Origin of the sequence: Leptospira perolatii (genome assembly GCF_002811875.1) — a bacterium.
Classification (GTDB): Bacteria; Spirochaetota; Leptospiria; order Leptospirales; family Leptospiraceae; genus Leptospira_B; species Leptospira_B perolatii.
Genome location: NZ_NPDZ01000011.1, coordinates 106,599 through 128,821 on the forward strand (window position 1 = coordinate 106,599; position 22,223 = coordinate 128,821).

Here is a 22,223-nt window from a genome sequence, read left to right on the forward strand (position 1 = left end):
CTCGATTTGGAAAACAGTTGGGAGTGAATTCACTGGATGAATTAGCTCAAAAACTTTCTTCGATTCCTTCCGAAGAATTTCGTTCCGTATACAAACTTTCTCTTCCTGTATTACAGAATGCAGGACTCTTGGATGCTCTTAGTGGAGGAAGCTTTAAAGAGTTTCATACTAAGCTTTCGCAAATTCCACTTCTACCGCACGGGATCGGCGTAGGAGTCGGGCTAATGGCCCAGACAAATATCGCCGGAAAGATTCTCAGGTTAACAAGAGACTCTGAGAATTCTTTTGCAAAACAAGAGACAAGAGAGATCGCAAACAAAATCTTAAATCGTTTAACAGACGGACTGGAAATCGCCTCCTTCGGCGTAAGCGAGTCTGGCTGGATGGGGAGAATCCAGAATATACAATCGGTCGCCAAGAGACTCCCAAGCGGGGAATACGAACTTTCTTTCGAGAAAGGATTTTTGACAAACGGTGCGGATGCGGAGAACTTTTTTATCGTTTTGAAGGGCGAAGCAGATTTTCCTTACGGAATTTTTTATATTCCACGAAATATTCCAGGATTGAAAATCGAGGAGTTCCATCTGGAATTCGCGAAAGAAGCGACTCATTGCAAACTATCCGCTTCGAATCTTATAGTTCCTTCTTCCTACCTTTTCCTACCGGATTACTCCGCAATCGGCCCTGATGTACATTTATCGGAAATGTTAAGTGCAGCCGTTCTGTTCTGCGGGTCTATTCGGAAAATCGTATATGATTTGGCTTCGAGATCTGATTCAAGAGAGATTATGCAGAATATTGAGAGGCTTTGGGACCTTTCGGGGTTATTGTTATCCAAATGCTTGGAAATTTCTGAAAAAAAGGATCAAAGTAAAAATTATAGAATCGAAGAAGATCATCCCTATGGCTATGAGACTACCTTGGATCTCTGCACTGAAATCTTGGATTCTATTCCCGACTATGATCGCAAAAAGGAATTTCCCGATTTTGAATTATTCCTATCGATTCATCCAACAAAGAGTCCGGTTTATTTTAAAAATAGATTGAAACAGGCGCGGTCCTGGAAAAAAGGAAAGATCGCCTGAACGCAGAACTAAGCCGATTTACAGTCTTTTTAATGAGTGTGCTTATGGTTTCGACCGTGTTGATGGTGAGAGTGGTCGTGTCCGTCATTCCCTTGGTGCACATGCGGATGGTAGTGGGAATGTCCCCATTCTTCCGGCTCCAGTTCATGAATCGTCTTGGCAAGGATCGTATTTAGCGCTTCCGTCGTCTTTTCGTCTTCCAATTGAAGGTAAATCTGTTCGAATTCCCATTCTTTGCGTAAAAGAGAATATAAAGAAGTTAATATATTCTGAGAAGATGATTTACTAGAGATTTTTAGCCTAAAAGCGCAGGCATGAATTCCTTTGGTTAAACTCCAAGTATGTGCGCTCAGGATTCCTTCTACACCTTGTGTTTCCAGAATATCTTTTTTCAAGTGCTCCCACTCGCTGTGAGTTGGAGATGCTTCTAAAAGAATAGATAGACTTTCTTTTAAAATGGACCATGCGGACTTTAGAATGATAAAGGACAAAAGAACGCTCAAAATAGGATCCACCCAGTTCCAACCGGTAAACCGAATGACTATGGAACCTAGGAATACCGCGATAGTCGCGAAAAGATCGCTGAGCACGTGTATATAAGCAGATTTTAAATTAATATTGTCGCCTGCGATTCTGCTCAGTACCCAGACAGAAACTAGATTCAACAGAATCGTTCCGAAACTGTAAAAGAGCATCAAATCAGGGATGATCTTTTCTCCGGTCTGAAGTCTTTCCACTGCCTCCCAAAGTATAAAACCTGAAATTCCGAAAATTAGAACTGAGTTCAAAAATGCGGTGAATACCTCCACTCGAAAGTATCCGAAATTCATTTTTAAGTTCGGTCTTCTTTCGGATAGTATAACAGCAGTTATGCTAAGTAAGAATGCAAATGAGTCGGTAACAACATGACCTGCATCCGCAAGTAGGGCCAGACTTTTGCTTTGAGCGGAACCCCAAATTTCCCAGGCAAAAATCAAAAAGGATAAAAAGAATGCGAAAACAAGAGAGCGAAGAGCACCTTTCTGTTTAGGACGAATTATAGTTTGGTTTAAGAATGGATTGGATTCCAAGAACTGCTTCTTGTCCGGAACCCCTTTCGATTCTGATTTTTTCTTACTAGCGCGATTCACCATAAACCGTCTGTCTAAACTATCTAGGCACCACTACGATATCGACCCTTCGATTCAGAGACCGATTTTCGGGAGTGTCATTCGAGACGATAGGTTGGTGTTCCCCATAACCCGCTACCGAGAAATTCCTTGAATCTAGGCTTTTGTTTTCCAGAAGGTAACGAAGTACAGAAAGACCTCTCTCGGAAGAAAGTTGCCAGTTGTCCTGAAATTTCTTTGTGCGGATCGGGACATTGTCTGTGTGACCTTCGATGATGATCAAATTTCCAGGATAGCTAGCAAGTATCTCTTTGATTTTATCTAGAGCTGGCATGATTTGCTTTTTCAATTCTGCAGAACCTGAATCGAATGAAATCTGATCATCGATATTGATGACCAATCGGTTGTGGAATCTTTTGACCCGGATCTGTCCTTTTTTTATTTCATCGGTAAGTTTAGATTCGAGCTCGTTTGCCTGATCTGCAAGTCTGTTCAACTCTTGCTTTTGACTTTCGCTTAACCTTTCTAGTTTTGCGATCTCGTCGTTAAGCGAATTGATCCTTGATTCTAATCCTGCAATCTTCGCCTCGTATTCTTTTTTCAAATCATCGTTCTTTTTGATGCAGGATAACTTTTCTTTTTCGAGTTCCGATTTTAAGTCTGCGATGATATCTTGGAATTTTCTGGATTGCTTTTCGCTCTCTTCCAAGAGCTCTTTTTCCTTATTGGAGCTCTTTGCTTTCAGAACTGCAATTTGGTTTTCCAAACCTTTGAGCTGATCCTCGTACAAATCCTTGTCCTTTTGTCTAAAGGATTTTTCACTAGCGAGAAGTTCTTCTAGGGATCTAATTTTGCCTTCTAAATTTACCTTTTCCTTGGAAAAATTATCCGTTTCATTTCTGTATCTGTTCTTTAGCGAATCTAGCTCCAGCTCTAAAGTTACTTTCTCATTGTAGAGTTTGTTATATTCCCAGGGGTAATAGAACGCATCCCCGGAAACAGGCGAAAATTGCAGGAAAACTAGAATCGTAATTAGGCGGGTTAAGTTCTGTCTGATCATGTTAGTACTTAGGTCTCCGAATTTCCAGCAGTGGTATGTTGGATGCGAGATCTCGGAAATGCGATCCTCAAAATGGTCGATTAAAGTTCTATTCTATGTCGTACAACTCACCGTCAAATGAAAAACTCTATCGAAAGAAAGCAGAAAGTCATTGAACCGAGAAAAACTTTCCTGATCCTGTCGGAAAGAGGAGGTTCGTTGCCGTGGATGAAAAAATAGTCGCAAAGGAAATATGGTCGATAAAGGCAAATCCTTCCTCCTCGGAATGGCTGGAGTTCTTTTCTGAAAAAGTAGAGGCTCAGGATTCCAAATTTTTGCGGTCCTTTTTGGACAACAATCACCCTGCTGATATTGCGGAAGTACTAGAGAAAATCAGCACGGATAGCGCAATTTATGTTTTTAAACTTTGTGACTCCGAAATGCAGTCGGCGGTTCTAGTCGAATTTGATGAAGAGTACCAAGCCGAACTTATCTCCAGACTTCGTTTGGACGAGATTTCTCCGATTGTAGAAAAATTGGAAACCGACGAGGTCACAAATCTGATCTCGGAAATTTCGAAAGAGAAGGCCGAGGAAATCTTAAACTCGATCGACAAGGAAGATTCGAGCCAAATCCGAAAGCAGTTGAATTTTAGAGAATATACCGCGGGTCGTTTGATGACCACGGACTTTGCTTCCGCTTATGAAACGGATACGGTTCGAAAGGCAATTATTAAGTTAAGAAGGGTCGCAAAGGAAACCGAAGATATTTATCTTCTATATGTCACGGACGAACAGAACCATCTAAAGGGTTATGTGAAACTGAAGGACCTTTTTTTGGCTCCTCTTAATTCCAAAATTGGTCGTTTAGTAAAGGAAGAAGCCTTTCATATCCACTACGATACAGATCAGGAAGAAGTCGCAAAGACATTCCGGAAATACGACTTGGTCTCTTGCGCGGTGGTGGATGATCTAGACCGAATCATAGGTAGAATCACGGTGGACGATATTTTGGATATCGTCCAAGAAGAGGCCTCCGAGGATATCCTTCGTTTAGGGGGAGTTTCTGAGGAAGAAAGACTGAACACTTCTATCTGGGACTCTTTACGCAGAAGGCTGACCTGGCTTGTGATCAATTTAGGAACCGGAGTCTTAGCGGCTTCCGTAGTCTCCTATTTTGAAAGTACGATCCAGAGTTTTGTTCTGCTGGCTACATTGATGCCGATCGTCGCCGGGATGGGGGGAAATGCGGGCACGCAATCCATCACTGTAGTCGTAAGAAATATCGCGACCGGTGATCTGAGTGCGGCGAACTGGGGAAGCGCATTTAGAAAAGAAGGAATCATAGGATTGATCAACGGCTTATCCATCGGTGCAATTACAGGGATTACTGTTTTCTTATATACTGGAAAACTCGTGCTCGCCATCGTAATTTTTCTCGCGATGCTTTCTAATTTGATCATGGCCGCAGTGGTTGGAGCTTTTATCCCGCTGGTATTAAGAGCTTTTGGGATCGACCCTGCCATTGCTTCCTCCATATTCGTGACCACTTTCACGGATATTTTTGGATTCTTCTGTTTTTTGGGTCTGGCGACTTTGTTTCTGGGATACCTATAATCGGAAGAGCATCTATAAATACAACGCCTTACATTGGGTAAAATAGAATATCATAGGAATATAATAGAATAGGGGAACACCACTTGGTACGAGTAATAGAGAATTTTGGAAAATTAAGAACCTCGGCAATCATAGGTCTTGTTTTTGCGAGTTTAAATCTGTCATTTTTGTCCTGCAAGACTACGACTTCAAATCAACCTGAATTGCCTCCAGCAGAAATGCTACCAAATCCAGCCGGAGAGAACGAGCCGGTGATCAACGAGGAAGGAAACGAAGTTAGGATCACTACTGCGGATCCTGCCTCCTTTCAGTCTGCTTCCAAGGATTCCGGCGAGTATTTTCGAGTGTACATCACAAGTGATACTTACCAGGTAAGACAAATTCGGGGCAGTAAATTCATAAGAAAGAAACCGGATAAGGGTGGAGACACTCTGATTAGCGAAGAATTGGCAAAGTACAATAAGATCAACTTTTCGGACGACGGAATCATATTAGTGATCTTGAATGGAAATACTGGAAATGTGGAAACCATCCGCTTTAATACCCGCGTTCCGAGAATCAATGATCTTGCAAAAGTGATCCAGAACGACGTAACAAGATGGTCTATGGAGCATTCCGAGGAGAAACCTGTAGTTACTAAATACCAAATTCATTATGTAGTGAAATTGGAAAATCGCAGCGGAACCACTCGTGATAAGGTAAAAGAGGAACTAAAGAAAGAAGTCAGAAAGTAGAACTTCTTTTTATATTCCGCTGGGTTTCCGGGAAAAATCAGCCACTAGAAAAGTAATGTAAAATCTTTCCTAGTGGTTGTCAAAAACTGTAGAGAGTAAATCCTAATGTACTTCGATCAGTTCGATGTACGTTCCACTACAAATGCTGCCCCACTATTCGACTTATTGTTGTTTGTCGGATCTCCATTGATTCCGGTTCCGTCTCCATCCTCTCTTGGTGATCCGATAGCGATCCTGTTTTTGCTGATCGCAACCGCTGACCCGTAGTAATCACCAGTTTCGATTACGCTGCCTTTCAACATGTAGTCCAACTTCCATTCTACGGTTCCATTTGACTCAGTTCGTTCGTAGATAAATACTGCGCCGCTGTCCGGAGAATTATTATTATCCTGATAGCCGTAGTCTTCTACGGCGCTGTCTTCATAAGGAGCTCCTACCACCAGAAGATTTCCCGACAAAGAAACAGAGATACCGAATGCGTCATCAGTATCAGGGTATACCGGATACAGAATTTTTTCATGTTCCCAATTTCCGTTGATCAATCGGAGGACAAAAACTCCTCCAGAGCGAGGCGCGGTTTCTCCTCCTCTCGGAGCGTTATACGCAGACGCGCCGGCAGCTAACGTATATCCATCGATAGCGACACTTTCTCCCACTCTCCAATATCCGTCCGGAAGAAATGACTGCTTAAAATTCCAATTTCCGGAAGAGTCTTTTTGGTAGATATAAATTCCATTTTTGTTTCCACCAGGTGCTCCGACGACCAACCAGTCTCCGCTAATAGAAACCGAGGATCCGTAGAAATTAGATGTCGCAAGGAAATTAGGCTGGAGAACCGATCTGAATCTAAACGTAATCGAGTTCTCTATCCGTTCGAACAAATAGGTTTTGCCGACCTTTCGAACCGGGTTGCCACTAGAATCTAGTACATCTTCTAAAGGAGAACCGATCGCGACCCAATTTCCGTTCATAGAGATGGAAGTTCCAAAGCGAACATATGGATGCAGCTCTGGCGCTCTCAACAATCCTGCATATTCCAAAACTCTTGTCTGTCTATCGTAGGAATACACGTGAACTACACCGCTATCTATCATAGAAGAAGATAGATTTTCATTGGGAGCTCCGATTAAAATAAAGTTGCCTGAAATCGCGATGCTGCTAGCAAAGTAGGCATACTCTTGGGGAGCCGGTGCTTTGATAAATTGACCTTGCTGCCAATTCCCAGCTTCATTCTTAAAGAAAAGATAAGCGGCGCCTGCACCCGGTGTACTGTTGTCAGATCCAGAATTTCCCGGATTAATTCCACCTAAGCTACTGGCTTCGTAAGGACTTCCTAATACCATTAGATCGCCGTCGATTGCAATCCCTCTTTGGCCGAGTTCATCATTTTCGCCGCTATTGTGAACTTTAATGTAATCTCGGTGGGAATACTTTTCGGTTTCGTCGCAAGCGACAAACATTAGGAGTGTCACAAAAAAAATGCACTTTTTGAATTTCATCAAAACCTCTTATAAGCGTTCAATTCCTGGCTAGAAATCAGAGACTAGCTTAAAAGTTCATACAATGACACGGGTGTCATTTTGCGCGAAATTTTAGAAAATGGAAACTTTTATCTGATAATTCGAAGACTCTCATCTCCGCAATAGTATTCGCTAAATTAGAAAAAGGTGAGCGCCTTTGAGTAGATTTCGCAGAAATCACAAATTGGAATCAGATCTATCCGATTTTGCGAATATACTTACAAGTCTGTCTCATGGAATAGTGCGGCAAAAAATTATTGCCTTTGGTCTTAAATCAGATTATAAAATTACGATGAAAAAAATCGTTCTTATGTTATTCGGGCTTTTGTTTGTGTCTTGCCTTGTAGTACAACCAGGACAGGGAAAGGGCGGCAAAAAGGATTGCATGGAGCAGTGTCGAGGATTGACGGGAAGAGAAAGGGCCGATTGTAATCATCACTGCCAAAGATGAATCCAGATTTCTGTTTGATACAAAAGGATGTCGATCACAACTTCGTGCGACGGCTGCTCGGGTATTTGTTTCGAATAGACATATTAAGCATTACTTAAAGAACACATCTTTCTTTTTCCTAACAGCCGTTTAGAAATCCAGACGACGGTGTCCACCTTTTCGTGCAAGTCGGTCTTTTTCGGATCATAAAAATCTAAAAGTCATTCTCTTTAGCTTTATCGCAGATAACCAGGTGAAATCGAGTTTTTTCGGTTATTTTGTAAGAAAAACTACCTAGGAAATTTCGGCAGAAAATTAATAAATAATATTATTCTTCATTATATAAAAGTAAAAAATTCTTTTAAAATATAAGAAAAATAATTCTTATTACAATTCTCCAAATATTATTAAAAAATAAACGTTATTTGCATTTCCTAAAAATAATATTGCATTGGACAATTTGTCCAAAAGAACTTTATTGTTTAAAGAATATTGAATCTCTTTTAGGTAAGATTGAGAATGGAAAATTCAGAAATTCACTTTGCCGAGTTGTTGGTAGAGAATTCTCCGGACGCTTTGATCATACTTTCTCCCGAGGCAAAAATTCTTTTTTGGAACAAAGGGGCAGATTCCATTTTCGGTTACCGGCAGGCTGAGGTAATGAATCAATCTATTTATGATACGATTGTTCCGACTGAATTTCGGGAGGAAACCGAAATCATGATGAAGTCCACTTTGGAGGAAGGCTTTGCAATTTTTGAATCCATTCGCAGAAGAAAGGATGGATCGTTGATTTGGGTGGATGTTTCAAAGAGACTGATTAAGGACAGCGGCGGAAACCCGATCTATATCGCAGCGGTCAAAAAGGACGTAACTTTACTGAGAGCATTGAGAGACGCAAAATTGTTCGAAGCAAAGTTTGGAAGCGTACTCGAATCGATGCCTGATTCTATCGTAATGGTAAATAGTACCGGACATATCGTGTTGTTAAACGAGCAAGCTCTTAAAATGTTCAGGTTTCAAAAGGAGGATTTGATCGGAAAGCCGGTTGAGATTCTGCTCCCGGAAAGGTTTAAATCCAATCACATACAACATAGGTCTTCCTTTTTCGCGACCCCAAAAAAAAGATCCATGGGAGTGGGTCTGGAATTATTTGCAAGAAGATCCGACGGGAGCGAGTTTCCGGTAGAGATCAGTTTGAGTCCTCTAGCAACTGAGGACGGAACTTTGGTGCTCAGTGCGATTCGAGATACCACTGAAAGAAAGAAAGCGAATGATAAATTTAGGGCGTTACTTGAATCAGCACCAGATGCAGTGGTAATCGTAAATCGTGAAGGTAAAATCATCCTCATTAACTCTCAAACTGAAAAGTTATTCGGATACCTTCGGGAAGAATTACTCGGAAAGAATGTGGAGATCTTGGTTCCACAGCATTTTAGGGAAAACCATACGAAATACAGGAGTAATTTTTTCGCCGAGCCTAAGGTTCGAGGCATGGGAAGCGGTCTGGATTTATATGGTCTTCGTAAGGACGGGACTGAGTTTCCAGTAGAGATCAGTTTAAGTCCTTTGGAAACCGAGGATGGAATGCTGGTGACAAGTTCCATTCGAGATATTACGGAGCGAAAGTTACAAGAGGAAGCGAGGCGCGCAGAGCTAGAGGCACAGAACCGTAGGTTCCAGGAAGCGACTAGGATTAAGAGTGAGTTTCTAGCGAACATGTCCCATGAACTTAGAACTCCATTAAACGGTATTATCGGTTTTTCGGAACTATTAGCAGATGAAATTCCGGGCCCCTTGAATCCAAAGCAAAAGGAATACTTAGAGGATGTCTTAAGCAGCGGTCGTCATTTGTTGAAATTGATAAACGATGTTCTCGACCTTACAAAAGTTGAGGCCGGAAAAATGGATCTATCTATCGAAAACACTTCGATAGAGAAGGCCGTAAAAGAAGTCTCTTCTGTTGTAAGTTCTCTATTGAATAAAAAAAGAATCGATTTGCATATCGATATAGATCCAAAAGCAGATAAGATCGAGTTGGACCAACAGAAGTTCAAACAAATTCTATATAATCTATTGTCCAACGCGGTTAAATTTTCCGACGAAGCTTCTAAAATCGATATCATCGTTCGTCCTCAAGACAAGCACTTCACCAAAATTCAAGTGATAGATTCGGGAATCGGAATCAGAGAAGAAGACATGGAGAAACTTTTCATAGAGTTTCAGCAATTAGAAAGCGGTTCCGATCGAAGGTTTCCGGGTACCGGTCTAGGGTTGGCTTTGACAAAAAGGATCACGGAACTTATGAAAGGAACTATCTCTGTAGATAGCAAACTAGGCAAGGGAGCTACGTTTACTGTGGTGTTTCCCAAGCAATTTAGGGAAGATTAATATATGTCGCCGAAAGTCCTAGTGGTTGATGATAATCCGATCAATTTAAAGTTATCTTGCGAGCTCCTTGAGGCAAGCGACTATTTTGTGGCAAGGGCGAACAATTCCGAAGAAGCAATCGAACAGATAGAAAAGCTGCATTTTGATCTGATTTTAATGGATATCGAGATGCCTGGAATGGATGGTCTTTCACTTACTCGCAGGTTAAAAGCAGATGAGCTGACTCGAGAGATTCCGGTCATCGCACTTACTGCTTTTGCGATGAAAGGAGACGAACAAAAAGCGATAGAGGCAGGCTGCTCAGGTTATATTACAAAACCCATCGATACTCGAGCTTTCATAAGCCAGATCAGTAAGTTCCTACTTCAATCGGGAAATGAGAAAAAAGGAATTTTATGATCGTACTGATCGTAGATGATAGCAGCTCGAACAGAAGGCTGCTTACTGCACAATTGGCCGGTCTGGGGCATAATGTGCTGAGCGCGACCGACGGAAGGGACGCTCTGGAAATATTAGAAAACACGAATGTGGATCTTATTATTTCCGATATTCTTATGCCGGGTATGGACGGATACCAATTCTGCAATGAAGTCAGGCAAAGTCCAAAATTTTGCGACTTACCTTTTATTTTTTATACAGCTACTTACACCTCCCAATCGGACGAGAGATTTTCCATCGATTTGGGTGCGGATATTTTTCTTCGCAAGCCAGCTAGTCTGAGAACAATCATGAATACCATTGACGAGGTGATGAGAATACCGAAAGAAGACAGAAAAATACACCAGTTATTCAAAGAGGAGGATACATTAAAGGAATATAATTCTAGGCTCGTAGAGAAGCTTGAGGAAAAAAACTTCGAGCTAAGAAGGAGAACAGAAGAACTAGAGTTAGAGATAGAAGAAAGGAAGAATTTTGAAAATAGGATCAAAGAAAGTGAGGAGCGTTTTCGGCAATTGACGGACGCAATCCGAGAGGTCTTCTGGATGACCAATCTAGAGCAAACCGAAATTTTATACATTAGCCATGCGTATGAGGAAGTTTGGGGAAGGAGCTGCGAAAGTCTGTACAAAGACCCGGATTCTTGGTGGAAGGCGATCCATCCCGAAGATCGTCTAAGGGTTCACCAAGGTTTAATTCCCGAAAAGCATATGCAAGCCGAGTACACGGAAGAATACAGAATTATTCGTTCCGACGGATCTATCAGATGGATCCAAGATCGTTCTTTTCCTGTGAGAAATGAAAAAGGAGAAGTTATTCGAATCGCAGGAATCGCGGAAGATACGACAGAAAGAGTAAATCGAGAACAGAAATTAAAGGAGATTGAGGCAAAGAGAAAAGAATTGCAGGAGCAGCTGGTGCAAGCCCAAAAGTTTGAAAGCTTAGGTACTTTAGCCAGCGGAATCGCTCATGATTTCAATAATATTCTAACAATCTTATTGGGGCATATTTCCATTTTAGGACATATCAAATCCAACCCGGATAAGTTTTCAAGAAGTGTAGATGCATTGCAGAAGACTGCTCAGAGAGGAGCAGCGTTGGTACAACAGCTTCTTACATTTGCCAGAAAGACTGAATTCAAGCCAGAGTTAATCCAACTTAACGATATCGTAATAGAAGTTCATAAATTGTTAGATCAGACAATTCCTAAGAATATTAAGATAGATTTGAAATTAGATAAAGAATTGCCTTTGATGCTAGCAGATTCCAACCAAATCCATCAAGTTTTACTAAATCTTTGTGTAAACGGTAGAGACGCAATGCCCAAGGGCGGTTCGCTGTGCCTGGAGACGAAAGTGATTAGCGGGACCGGAAACTTATCTCTGCCTGTGGTTACGAAAGGAATTACAAACAAGTATCTCCTTTTGAAAGTTTCGGATACCGGAATCGGAATGGATGAGAATACAAGAAGGAAAGTGTTCGAACCGTTTTTTACTACAAAAGGCCCGGGAAAGGGAACCGGATTAGGGTTAGCATTGGTATACAGTATCGTAGAAAAGCATTTTGGTTCGATCGAAATAGACAGTGAATTGGGAAAAGGAACCACTGTTAGAATTTTCTTTCCGATCCCCCAAGAAGAAATCACCGTAGAAAAAGGAGATTTTTCCGGAATTCAGGAGATTCCTGGAGGAAAGGAAACGGTTCTGTTCATTGAAGATGAAATCATGCTTAGAGATCTTATCCGTACTATGCTGGAATTCAAAGGGTATGCGATTTTGACAGCGGCAGACGGGGAGGAGGGAGTATCTATCTTTAATCAGAGAAAAGAGGATATCTCTTTAGTGATTACCGATTACGGATTGCCGAAACTTACAGGATCAGAAGTATTTTCCAGAATAAAGGATATAAAGCCGGAAGTAAAAATGATACTTGCCACCGGTTTCATTGATCCCGAGATCAAGGCAGACTTATCCGACATGGGCGTTTCTAGATTCATTCAAAAACCATATTTCGTATCTGAGGTCTTTAGCGCGATCCGCGAAGTTTTGGATTCATAAGAATATTAGGAAGTTTTAATGTTTAAAGCCGGGTCGAAACTGGTTTTTAGCAGACTCGAAATTTCTGATCTGCAGCTTCCGCATCCAGTTCCGGCGCCTGTTTTTTTACCGATACCCGCAAGAGTATGCTCTCCCGACAGAATCGCTTCTCGTATATTGCCTTCTCCGACTCCGTTGCAGGAACATACAACTTTTCCGACGAGAGGTTTCATGAAGTTCTCTCCGGAAAGAAGCTTCTGTCGTTTTTCACCTAATTCGATTCCGGATATGATCCATTCTCTTAGCTTGGCAAACTCGGATTTGTCTCCGATTAAAATTGCAGCGACCAATCTGTCGTTTTGGATGATGTATTTTTTATAGATTCTTCTCTTGCGATCCAGGGAGATAATTTCTTCAAAATCCCCTTTTTGGTCATTGGTATTTTGAAAAGAGACATGCGGCAGTCGCAGTGAAACCAAGTCCAATCCGGAAACCTTTAGTATGTACGAATGCAAAGAACCGTCGTAATCGTCGAAAGCGTATCCAAAGATATGTTGGGCGGCAATCAATGCCTGTTCTTCCGCTGCAGATACAGTTCCGAACCTTCCACATTCGTGTTCTGCCATTTCACCGATGCAATAAATATCGGAGTCGCTGGTTCTTAAATAAGAATCTACTTTCACTCCAGTTGCGCAGCGCAATCCGCCTTTTTGTGCAAGTTCCAAGTTCGGCTTTGTTCCCATCGCAAACAGAACGCCATCCGGATTTAGGATGCTACCGTTGTTCAATTTTACTTTAGAAACCCTTTCGGTTCCTTCGATTCTATAGATCTCAGCCCCAAAGATTAGATTGATTCCTCTTGCTTGGATTTCCTCTCGTAAGATATCACTTCCTACCTGGTCCAATTTCTGGGACATCAAACGATCGGAACGTACAAGAATGGTTACCTTCACTCCTGTAGTAGCGAGAACGGAAGCCACTTCCAGACCCAAGAGTCCTCCGCCTACGATTAAAGCACTAGTTCCTGGGACAAAGTAATCTCTAATTCTTTCTGCGTCTTGTTTGCTCCTGAGACTAAAGATTCCCTCTAAGTTGGAGCCGGGAGGAACAGTAGGCGGAGTGATCGGTCTACTGCCCAGTGCAAGTACTAACTTGCTATAAGAGTACAGATTACCTTCATGGTCTCGAACCTTCTTTCCTTCAGGATAGATTTTTACAATTTCTGTTTTGGGAATTAGGTTCAGATTCCAGGACTCTATTTCCTCCGAATCGACCGAAAGCAATTCTTCGAATTCCTTTTCTCTTCCTATATAATCTGGCAAAAGCACTCGATTGTAAAATGGGTCCTCTTCTTTGCAAAGTACAGTAATTTCATCTAGGGGTGCAAGCTTGCGGTAGTTCCGAAGAAAAGCGATCGTTGCGTTTCCACCACCTACCACCAGAATTTTTTCTTTTTGCTTTTTATAAGGACGAACTTTGACCGCAGAAATTTTGAATCCTGGTTGTTTTGAATAAGGATCTACTGCGGAACTAGTTAGGTTATTTGATCTGGACTGGTCTAAACCGTTTTTTCTTCCCCAATGCATTGGAAGGAATACTACGCCAGGTTTAATTGATTTACTGAATTCTGATTTTACCCGGACAGTACCTCTCGAATTCGAAACCTCCACGACTGAACCATCCTGGATTCCGTACTTGGAAGCATCGATCGGATGTATTTCTAGAGTAGGTTCTTTTTTGTGAGCGCTCAGTTTACGAACCTTTCCAGTTCGAGTCATCGAATGCCATTGGTCTCTAATTCTACCTGTGGTTAATATCAGCGGGAATTGCGGATTTGCTTTTTCCGAATCGTCTTCGGAATTCACAGCATGTATTTTGGCCTTTCCGTTTGTGCGGTAAAACGTTTTGTCCTCAAAAAGTCTTGTAACCCGAGAATGTCCCTTTTTGGGGTAGGGCCATTGGACAGATCGATTTTTGTTAATTTCGGCGTAATCTAGGCCGCCGATATCCATTCTAGTTCCGGAAGTCAATCTTCCGTGTTCTAAAAATATTTCTTCTTCATCCATATAATCGAAGTTAGGTGAAAAACCCATATACTTCGCAAAATCACGGATGATCCATACGTCAGGCTTTGCTTCGCCCGGTGGTTCCAAAATTTTTGGGAGGTGAGTTATGCTACGATCTGAACTAGTCATAGTTCCTTGCTTTTCCGCCCAGCCGGCCGCAGGCAATACTAGATCGGCGAACTGAATCGCAGAAGAACTGCTCGAAATATCCTGGACCACTACGAATTCGGCTGATCTTAGTCCTGCTTCTACCATTCTTGCATCAGGAAGGCTTACTGTAGGATTTGTGCAGATGATCCAGATCGCTTTCATTTTTCCGGAATATAAATTCTCAAACATCTCGGTGGCACTGAATCCAGGAGTTTCGGAAATGGATTCGGTACCCCAAAAATCGGCGACTATCTTTCTATGTTCAAGATTGTTGAGATCTCTATGAGCAGGAAGAAGGTTGCTGAGTCCGCCGACTTCTCTCCCTCCCATCGCATTGGATTGGCCCGTCAGGGAAAAAGGGCCCGAACCTGGTTTGCCGATCTGACCAGTAATGAGCGAAAGATTAATCAGTGCTAGATTCTTGTTTACACCAACAACACTTTGGTTCAAGCCCATGGCCCAAAGAGAAACGAATCCTTTCGACTTTCCGATACATTCGGAAGCTTCGTAAATAAGTCCTGACGGAACCCCACAGATTTCCGAAGCAGTCTCTATCGATGTCTCAAAGACTTTCTCTTTTAACTCATCAAATCCTTCCGTATTATATATTATGAATTCTTGATCTATCCAATTTTTTTCGATTAGTACACGAGCGATTGCGTGAAACAATACGATATCTGTTCCAGGTTGAATCTGTAAGTGTATGTCTGCTATATCGCAGGTCTCTGTCTTTCTCGGATCTACTACGATTACCTTTGTGCTTGGATTTGCTTTTTTCCTAGATTCAATTCGGTTATAAACAATAGGATGGCACCAGGCTGGATTTGCACCCGCAATCAAAAAACAGTCTGCGAGCTCAAGATCCTCGTAGCTTACCGGAACAGTGTCTTCGCCCAGAGCCATTTTGTAACCGGTAACAGCAGAACTCATGCAAAGTCTGGAATTCGTGTCAATGTTATTTGTTCCTAAAAATCCTTTGGTTAACTTATTTATAATATAGTATTCTTCGGTTAATAATTGTCCTGATACATAAAAGCCTACAGATTCCGGTCCGTACTTCCGAATCGCGTTTCGAAATTCGTAAGCCGCTTTTTTGAGTGCCTGTTCCCAGGTAACTCGATCTAGTTCTGAATCACGGTCTTGTCTGAGCATCGGATATAGAAGTCGGTCGGAACGATCCATGACCGAATAGTGCAGATTCATCCCTTTAGAGCAAAGCGATCCTCGATTTGTAGGATGGTCCGGGTCCCCTTGTACGGAGATTTCATTGGAGTTGGTAAGATTTACCCGTACTCCGCAGCCTACACCGCAATAGGAACAAGTAGTCTGGAAAGATTCCAAGATCTGCATACCTATAGAACAGCAATTTTCAGGCCAATTCTCTCAGAATATTGGAGGGCATAGAAAGGCAAATTCAGCGCAAAGCGATCGTAGTTCGTTATTTAAAGCCACTTTACTAAGCGCTAGATTACAAACAGAATGCCCAGATTCTTAACAAAATTACCACTTAGGTGGAAGGTCCCAGGTTCCTTCCTTCTTGATTGGGAAGCAATTTTCTCCCCTCAAATTGTCCGATTTTCAATTGGCCCTGGGGTTTTGTTCCTTTTATCTTAGATTGCTCTGTTCTTTTGAATAGTGAACAAGAGTTGGTACTGATCCTGCATAGGGAATGTGGTGATCGGGACAAATACAGGCTCCGATACTTAGATTGATAGAATAGTGACTGCAAATGGGTACATTCTTCCGTTTCGAGTGGTTTTTCAATAAATAGAGTATGAAAGCGAAAACAGACGGCGAAGTACTTCTCCATTTCTATACACATTCCGATTTTCTGGAGGAAACCTGGGCGGAGTATAAAAACTCAGTTACGGTCTTAAAGGCTCTCAACTTAAACATTTGGACCTTCGCATCCTTTATTATTTACGAAGACATTTCCAGACAGCTACCAAACGTTATTAAACGAAACAAGTCAGACTCCGAACAACCCTCCGAATTTGAATTCGAGTACACCTTAAAGAAGGCTGATATCACGATCCAGGCAGAGCCAGAACTGTTCTATGTGTTTTCTAGAATTTTTGAAGGAAAGCAAATCCAAAAGAAGGTTCTCGGAAAACAGAACCACCAATTTTGGGAACTTCACAAGGAATTCCTGGAAGAAGACAAGGGTAGAATGACTCTGCTCCTAGAGGACTTTGCAAAGAAAGTCATTCGATTCAACAACGAACTAGAGCTGGAGCTGATCGAATACTATGGTTTTAACTACAGGAAGCGCCTGAACATAGATTCTGCGATGAGGTAGGTTTCTTTCTTATAAGGATTAGTTTGGAATAAGATAAAAAGTAGCGGAACGAGGCAGTAGGCTGGTCGATAGGAAGAAAATGAGATATTGGTTTGTTCTTTTCCTTTTTACAATCTACTTTGTCTTTTCCTGTGGTCCGCAGGAAGAGCAGTTTGCAGATGGGATCAAATATTTAGGTGGTTCGAACAAAAAGGCCGAAGCTCAGTTCGAATCGAGTGGTTTGAACGCACGAGATATTGCAAAGTATCGATTGATGAAAGATCTTTTGCAGTTGAAAGACGGGATTGAGAAGAAGAGACCTTTCATACTTGTTTCACTTTCCAACTCAAGAATAACCCGTTCTCTCCAGCGAGCGTACAAACTTTCTTCTGAATACAAAACAAATCAGGCTTGGGTAAGAAGTTTTGAAAATGGTAAGGCCTGGTGCGATTACGACCTTTTGTTTAAAGACAAAATCGTGTCGTATGAAATTGAGCCTTTGCAAGCAGATCAAGACAAAGAATGGCAAACTATGCGATACGTTGTATATCTTCGCAAAGAAGGTCAAACAGGAAAGTTGACATTCGAAAACAGTCATGTATTGGTGTTTAAAAGTGAATGCTACATAGCAAATGGCGAATGTGGCCGGTTTCCGATTTACGCGTTTACAAATCACTGTCCTATCTTGAGTCCTGAAGAAGGCCAGTATTTAAAAGATTTATAAAGTAGGCATTCGAATGGGGTTGAGTAAAAGCTGAACCTCTCCTAAAAAATATCCAAAACAAGATTAATATACCGTTATTCTAAATGGCACGATTCTAAAAGCATAAATTATACTAACTTAACAGTCTCGGAGATCAGTATATGAATGTCTCCGAGCGGAGAAGAGCGGTTTACGTCTCCTATTGTCTCTTCAGTTTCCATGAGCCACATTAACTTATTACGTGAAGCACTCTTTCTTTGGAAGCGCCAGTCTTAGAATCCGCCAATTCCTTGAATTCCGCAAGTCCGCTTAAATAGTTTTCTATCAAACAAGAAGCATTCTCTTTTCATTCACTGATAAACGAATAGTTCAAATGTTGAATGAACAGGATGTAAACAAAGTGTGTATCCTTGAAGGGATATATCTTTTGTTGTATTAGAATAAACTTTTTTTTCACAAATGCTTGCATTCGGTTAATATTGGGAGTCTTAAAATCTTGCGGAGAAGGGTATCCTAAGTTTCTTTCGGAACCTCCTCTCTGTCTCCAATAAATATAATGGATAATTGATGTTATGGTGAACCAAGAATTGGTAGGCGTTTCTGTAAAAAGCTCGGCTCAGCCGCTCTCTGGATCTGGTGGCAAATTGCTCATATTGGAGGATAACCCTGATAGTTCCTCACTCTATGAGTACTATTGCAAAAAAATGAATATACCTTTCGATTTGGAGGTTAACGGAGTTCGGGCCTTGGAAAGAATCGAATCATCTTCGACTACTTATGCTGCTTACGTCGTAGATTTATTCATGCCGGAGCAGGACGGAATTACTTTTGTCACAAGACTGAAAGAAATTGATCCTGACGCGATTATCATTATTCAGACATCTTCTGATGTTCCTGATAAGATTATAGAAGTGATGAAGCTTGGAGTTTTCGATTATTTAATCAAACCGATCAATATGGACGCGTTTGAAAAATCGATCCGCCTGGCACTCAAGGCATATAACTTCAAACATTCCAAACGACAGGTGGAAAAGATCAATCGTGATGTTCTGCGTAATCAATTGGAATGGTTAACCTATAAGGAATCCATCAGAAAATCTGATGAAAGTTCCATCTTGATTTCTACCATCAAATCATTGAGTACATCCTTCTCGCAAGGATCCGGACTGGGTGCGCTTGTTTCTCTCTTGGATTTATTAAAATTGGAGGAAAGTAACAAGGAAACTTCGGAGCAGAAAAGCAGCGGAATTCTGAACCTGCTCTTTTCGAATCAGGAAATCGTTAGAAAACAATTGGATGGACTTTCTGCAGTTCTTTCAATAGCGGAACAGAATCCTCCTATGACTCAAATAGGCACCACTGACTTAAGGGATATTTTGATCAAGAGAGCTGATATCATTCATCCATTTCTTAGCGAAAGAGAAACTCGAATCAGGTTCTCTTCGTTTAAGAATAAACATTATGTGTCCATTAACAAAGAGCTGATAGCGATCGCATTCGAAGAGCTTCTGCTCAACGCTCTAAAGTACGGAAGGGAACAATCTTATCTGGATATCTACTTTAATATAGTAGAAGGTTACTTCTGCATTACTGTTAAGAACACTACAGATACTCGCCAGGAACTTATAGATCCTGAGACAGGTGAAATCTTAGTTACCAGACCTTTTTACAGGCTGCTTCCGCCTGTAGAACATTTCGTAGAATTGGAACGTTACGGACTGGGACTAGGATTAACTGCTGTCGAGTTGATCGTTAGCAAACACAGGGGAATATTTCACATTCATAATGTCGCAGATCACACTCGAGATCAGGTAGAAAATAGTGTAATGGCAGAAATGTTTTTGCCATTAGATGAGTCTCCTGAAAGAGCCAGTTAATCTTTCTTTAAAGACAATCCTATATTTTCCCCGAGGACAAATTGCAGATTTGAAAATTTAAAGAACGGCTATCTAGTAACTAGAGACATAAGTTAAAAATGCGTTATATATCGTACGTTTAATTTAAAAATATATAAAATGGTAAATATCTGGATCATATGTGTAAATTATGTGCAATTTATAATTGACTGTGCCATAATTTGAAGTCTGTTGATCCAGGGAGGAATAGAATGGAAGTAGATTATGAAAATTTACTCAAAGATTATCTAATGGAAACTAGAGAGCTATTAGATTTGTCTGAACAAGCAATTCTAGATTTAGAAAAAGGATACAGCCCGGATCGCATTAATACCTTGTTTCGCTCCATTCATACCATCAAGGGAAATTCGGCGATCTTCGATCTTCCTTCTATTACAAAACTCTCACATACTTTCGAAAATTTGCTCAATCACTTTCGCAAGGCCGAAGTGCCACCTTCTCCTGATGCGATTACCCTGTTCCTATACTGCATTGATGTTCTGAAGGAAATGAATTCGAACATTGCCAAAGGTAAAGACAAGGATATAACCGAGCTATTGAAAAGCATCGAGGCTTTCTTGAAAAATTCACAGTCTACAAATGGCCATGTAACTAACGGAACTGGTAACGGCAATGGAAAGAGTAACGGAAGCTCGAAAAACGGACATTACGCGAAGGAAAAAATCGCGGTACCGAAAAGTTTTTTGGACAAAGCAGAATCCGAGCAGAGATATCTTTATCTGATCAAATATTTCTCAGAGATCTCGCCGAATGGTTCAGAGCAATCTCCCGAGTATGATAGACTTTCTTCCCTCGGTTTGGTTTTAAAGGAAGGAGTTGCACCTGATTCCTCTAACGATAACGGAAAATCGAAAATCGTTTATTACTCTTTGATCATAAGTTCTCTCAACAAAGAACAACTGTTGGACTCATTGCCGATTTCAATTCTTTCCGTTTCACTGGTGTATCCAAGAAATGGAGAACCGAAATTTGGATTCTTTCCAAAAATAAAAGAGGAGAATGCGGATCAAAATCTCGGAGAACTTTCTCGTAACACCGAAAATGCGTCCTCAGAATCTTATCTTAAGATTCCTTTATATTTGTTAGACCACATGATCAATCTCACTGGAGAGACGATCGTAGTTCGGAACCAACTTTTGCAAAAGATTGAATCCTATGATGATCCATCACTTCTTGCGATTGTTAGAAATCTCAGCCAGTTGATCACTTCTTCCCAAGAAAGTGTGATGCGGACTAGACTCCAAAAATTGGAAACCTTATATAAGAGAATTCCTAGATTAATCCACGATCTAGAAAGATCGACCGGCAAAGAGATAGAACTGATTCTCGAAGGTGGAGAGGTTGAGCTAGATAAGAATATCATCGATTCCATTTCAGATCCAATCACTCACATGATCCGAAATTCCGTGGATCACGGGATAGAATCTCCAGCAGAAAGAAGAGCCGTCGGAAAATCACCGAAGGGTAGAGTCATTTTGTCCGCGGCACTTAGGGGTGGCAATGTCATCCTAAAAGTAGAAGATGATGGTAGAGGACTGAACTACCAAAGAATCAAAGAAAAGATTATAGAAAAAGGATTACTTTCCGAGGACGAGGTCCAACGCAAATCAGAAGAGGAACTCTCTGAATTCATCTTTGCACCTGGATTTAGTACTGCACGTGCAGTTTCTTCCACTTCAGGAAGAGGCGTCGGCATGGATGTTGTAAAGATGAATTTCCAAAAAGCTGGAGGAACAGTTTCTATCGCTTCAGAAACAGGAAAGGGAACTTCGGTCATCGCATCACTTCCACAGACTTTATCGATCATCAATTGCCAGATGGTTCGCGCAGGAGAAATGCTCTTTGCAATTCCGCAGCAGAACATTTCCGAGATGCTGCTCATGGACGAAAAGCTCGTATCCAACGTTGAAAAAAAGGAAGTCTATCAGCTTAGAGGAACTCTATTACCGATTCTTGATGTTAGAAGTATATTCGATCTAAATGCAGGAGCTGCACAAGATAACAAGTTCATCGTAGTAGTTCATACCGAAAAACATAAATTCGGGCTAATCGTGGAAGAAATCGAAAATCCTGAAGAGATAGTTGTAAAACCTCTCTCTAAAGAACTAGCAAAACTAAACCTATATACGGGTGCTGCGATTTTGGGTGACGGGAACGTTGCCTTGATTCTGGACATTACCGGAATTACGAAGTTTCTAAAATTGCTTCCGAACATTCGCGAGGAAATCAGAGGAGGCGTCAAAAAAGAAGTCTCCGACAAGCAGCATTACCTGCTCTATTCCGTCTGTTCTCAATTATTCGGTTTGGATTCTAAAAACGTACTCAGAATTGAGCAGATCGATCCTAACAATATTGAAAAAGTAATGAATCGAGAAGTGATGCAGTATCGCGGAGAAATCATAGAACTTTGCAGAATGGACCAGTACTTCCGATTGAACCGAGGTGCGACAGAACAGGAAAGAACTATGATCCTGTTCCAAACCACTAAAGGTAAAAAAGGAATCCTGGTACACGAGATTCATAATGTCACCGAAGAAATTTCAGCTTACTCTCAAAACGAAGACCAGTCTTCGGGCGTGGTAGGAAATGGAATCGTATCAGGGGAAACAGTCATTGTGGTAGATCCGATCACCATTCTGAATCTCGTATCTAAAAACATAATGCATGATCAGGCACAGGTAGGTTAAGGAATTTATGGCCGAGATTACGGAT

At 41.3% G+C, this 22,223-nt stretch carries 14 protein-coding genes; 10 read left to right on the forward strand and 4 right to left on the reverse strand.

What is annotated here, in order from left to right; all coding sequences use genetic code 11:
• Positions 1-23 precede the first annotated feature (23 nt).
• Positions 24-1,085 carry an acyl-CoA dehydrogenase family protein gene (locus tag CH373_RS15340; RefSeq protein WP_243393429.1) on the forward strand — a complete coding sequence of 354 codons (1,062 nt, stop codon included), beginning with the start codon at positions 24-26 and terminating at the stop codon, positions 1,083-1,085.
• 29 nt (positions 1,086-1,114) lie between these two features.
• Here the strand turns inward: CH373_RS15340 and CH373_RS15345 are convergent, their stop codons facing one another.
• Both CH373_RS15345 and CH373_RS15350 read right to left on the reverse strand, forming a co-directional pair.
• Positions 1,115-2,218, reverse strand: a complete 1,104-nt coding sequence (locus tag CH373_RS15345) for a cation diffusion facilitator family transporter (RefSeq protein ID WP_100714032.1) — start codon at positions 2,216-2,218, stop codon at positions 1,115-1,117.
• A gap of 16 nt (positions 2,219-2,234) precedes the next feature.
• On the reverse strand, positions 2,235-3,254 hold the full coding sequence (locus CH373_RS15350; protein WP_100714033.1) for an OmpA/MotB family protein: 1,020 nt from the start codon (positions 3,252-3,254) through the stop codon (positions 2,235-2,237).
• 203 nt (positions 3,255-3,457) lie between these two features.
• Here CH373_RS15350 and mgtE point away from each other — a divergent pair, with 203 nt between their 5' ends.
• Entirely contained in the window at positions 3,458-4,849 is a 1,392-nt protein-coding gene (gene mgtE / locus CH373_RS15355; RefSeq protein ID WP_100714034.1) for a magnesium transporter, read from the forward strand.
• Positions 4,850-4,932: 83 nt separating this feature from the next.
• The gene (locus CH373_RS15360) at positions 4,933-5,583 is read left to right on the forward strand and encodes an LA_2219 family laminin/E-cadherin/plasminogen-binding protein (RefSeq protein WP_423789786.1); all 651 of its coding nucleotides are present in this window, start codon (positions 4,933-4,935) and stop codon (positions 5,581-5,583) included.
• A 116-nt stretch (positions 5,584-5,699) separates the two neighbouring features.
• On the opposite strand, the gene CH373_RS15365 is transcribed toward CH373_RS15360, so the two are convergent.
• Entirely contained in the window at positions 5,700-7,082 is a 1,383-nt protein-coding gene (locus tag CH373_RS15365; protein ID WP_100714035.1) for an FG-GAP repeat protein, read from the reverse strand.
• Positions 7,083-8,052: 970 nt separating this feature from the next.
• Here CH373_RS15365 and CH373_RS15375 point away from each other — a divergent pair.
• Genes CH373_RS15375 through CH373_RS15385 form a run of 3 tightly spaced genes read left to right on the forward strand, consistent with a single transcriptional unit; the run spans position 8,053 to position 12,419 of the window.
• Positions 8,053-9,924: a PAS domain-containing sensor histidine kinase gene (locus CH373_RS15375; protein WP_100714037.1), complete on the forward strand. Its 1,872-nt coding sequence runs from the start codon at positions 8,053-8,055 to the stop codon at positions 9,922-9,924.
• Positions 9,925-9,927: 3 nt separating this feature from the next.
• Complete coding sequence (locus tag CH373_RS15380) at positions 9,928-10,323, forward strand: response regulator (RefSeq protein WP_100714038.1); 396 nt, start codon at positions 9,928-9,930, stop codon at positions 10,321-10,323.
• A complete protein-coding gene (locus CH373_RS15385; protein WP_100714039.1) occupies positions 10,320-12,419 on the forward strand; it encodes an ATP-binding response regulator in 2,100 nt (699 codons plus the stop codon). Before CH373_RS15380 ends, CH373_RS15385 begins: the two co-directional genes overlap by 4 nt.
• Positions 12,420-12,424: 5 nt before the next feature.
• Here CH373_RS15385 and CH373_RS15390 read toward each other — a convergent pair whose 3' ends face one another.
• The gene (locus tag CH373_RS15390) at positions 12,425-15,964 is read right to left on the reverse strand and encodes a nitrate reductase (protein ID WP_100714040.1); all 3,540 of its coding nucleotides are present in this window, start codon (positions 15,962-15,964) and stop codon (positions 12,425-12,427) included.
• Between the two features lie 424 nt (positions 15,965-16,388).
• Here CH373_RS15390 and CH373_RS15395 point away from each other — a divergent pair, with 424 nt between their 5' ends.
• The 4 genes from CH373_RS15395 (at position 16,389) to CH373_RS15410 (ending at position 22,198) form a co-directional block, all read left to right on the forward strand.
• Complete coding sequence (locus CH373_RS15395; RefSeq protein WP_100714041.1) at positions 16,389-16,913, forward strand: hypothetical protein; 525 nt, start codon at positions 16,389-16,391, stop codon at positions 16,911-16,913.
• A 79-nt stretch (positions 16,914-16,992) separates the two neighbouring features.
• The gene (gene lsa27, locus CH373_RS15400) at positions 16,993-17,616 is read left to right on the forward strand and encodes a laminin-binding protein Lsa27 (protein WP_100714042.1); all 624 of its coding nucleotides are present in this window, start codon (positions 16,993-16,995) and stop codon (positions 17,614-17,616) included.
• Positions 17,617-18,167: 551 nt separating this feature from the next.
• Positions 18,168-19,472 (forward strand): ATP-binding response regulator, encoded by a 1,305-nt coding sequence (locus CH373_RS15405; protein WP_100714043.1) that lies wholly within the window; start codon positions 18,168-18,170, stop codon positions 19,470-19,472.
• A gap of 230 nt (positions 19,473-19,702) precedes the next feature.
• On the forward strand, positions 19,703-22,198 hold the full coding sequence (locus CH373_RS15410) for a chemotaxis protein CheW (protein ID WP_100714044.1): 2,496 nt from the start codon (positions 19,703-19,705) through the stop codon (positions 22,196-22,198).
• Positions 22,199-22,223 lie beyond the last annotated feature (25 nt).

What these genes read in the sequence shown, in the direction of transcription:
- lsa27 (WP_100714042.1), top strand. Translation starts at nt 16,993, where the DNA reads ATGAGATATTGGTTTGTTCTTTTCCTTTTTACAATCTACTTTGTCTTT.
- CH373_RS15405 (WP_100714043.1), top strand. Translation starts at nt 18,168, where the DNA reads ATGGTGAACCAAGAATTGGTAGGCGTTTCTGTAAAAAGCTCGGCTCAG.
- CH373_RS15390 (WP_100714040.1), bottom strand. Translation starts at nt 15,964, where the DNA reads ATGCAGATCTTGGAATCTTTCCAGACTACTTGTTCCTATTGCGGTGTA.
- CH373_RS15395 (WP_100714041.1), top strand. Translation starts at nt 16,389, where the DNA reads ATGAAAGCGAAAACAGACGGCGAAGTACTTCTCCATTTCTATACACAT.
- CH373_RS15350 (WP_100714033.1), bottom strand. Translation starts at nt 3,254, where the DNA reads ATGATCAGACAGAACTTAACCCGCCTAATTACGATTCTAGTTTTCCTG.
- CH373_RS15375 (WP_100714037.1), top strand. Translation starts at nt 8,053, where the DNA reads ATGGAAAATTCAGAAATTCACTTTGCCGAGTTGTTGGTAGAGAATTCT.
- CH373_RS15385 (WP_100714039.1), top strand. Translation starts at nt 10,320, where the DNA reads ATGATCGTACTGATCGTAGATGATAGCAGCTCGAACAGAAGGCTGCTT.
- CH373_RS15410 (WP_100714044.1), top strand. Translation starts at nt 19,703, where the DNA reads ATGGAAGTAGATTATGAAAATTTACTCAAAGATTATCTAATGGAAACT.
- CH373_RS15380 (WP_100714038.1), top strand. Translation starts at nt 9,928, where the DNA reads ATGTCGCCGAAAGTCCTAGTGGTTGATGATAATCCGATCAATTTAAAG.
- CH373_RS15365 (WP_100714035.1), bottom strand. Translation starts at nt 7,082, where the DNA reads ATGAAATTCAAAAAGTGCATTTTTTTTGTGACACTCCTAATGTTTGTC.
- CH373_RS15345 (WP_100714032.1), bottom strand. Translation starts at nt 2,218, where the DNA reads ATGGTGAATCGCGCTAGTAAGAAAAAATCAGAATCGAAAGGGGTTCCG.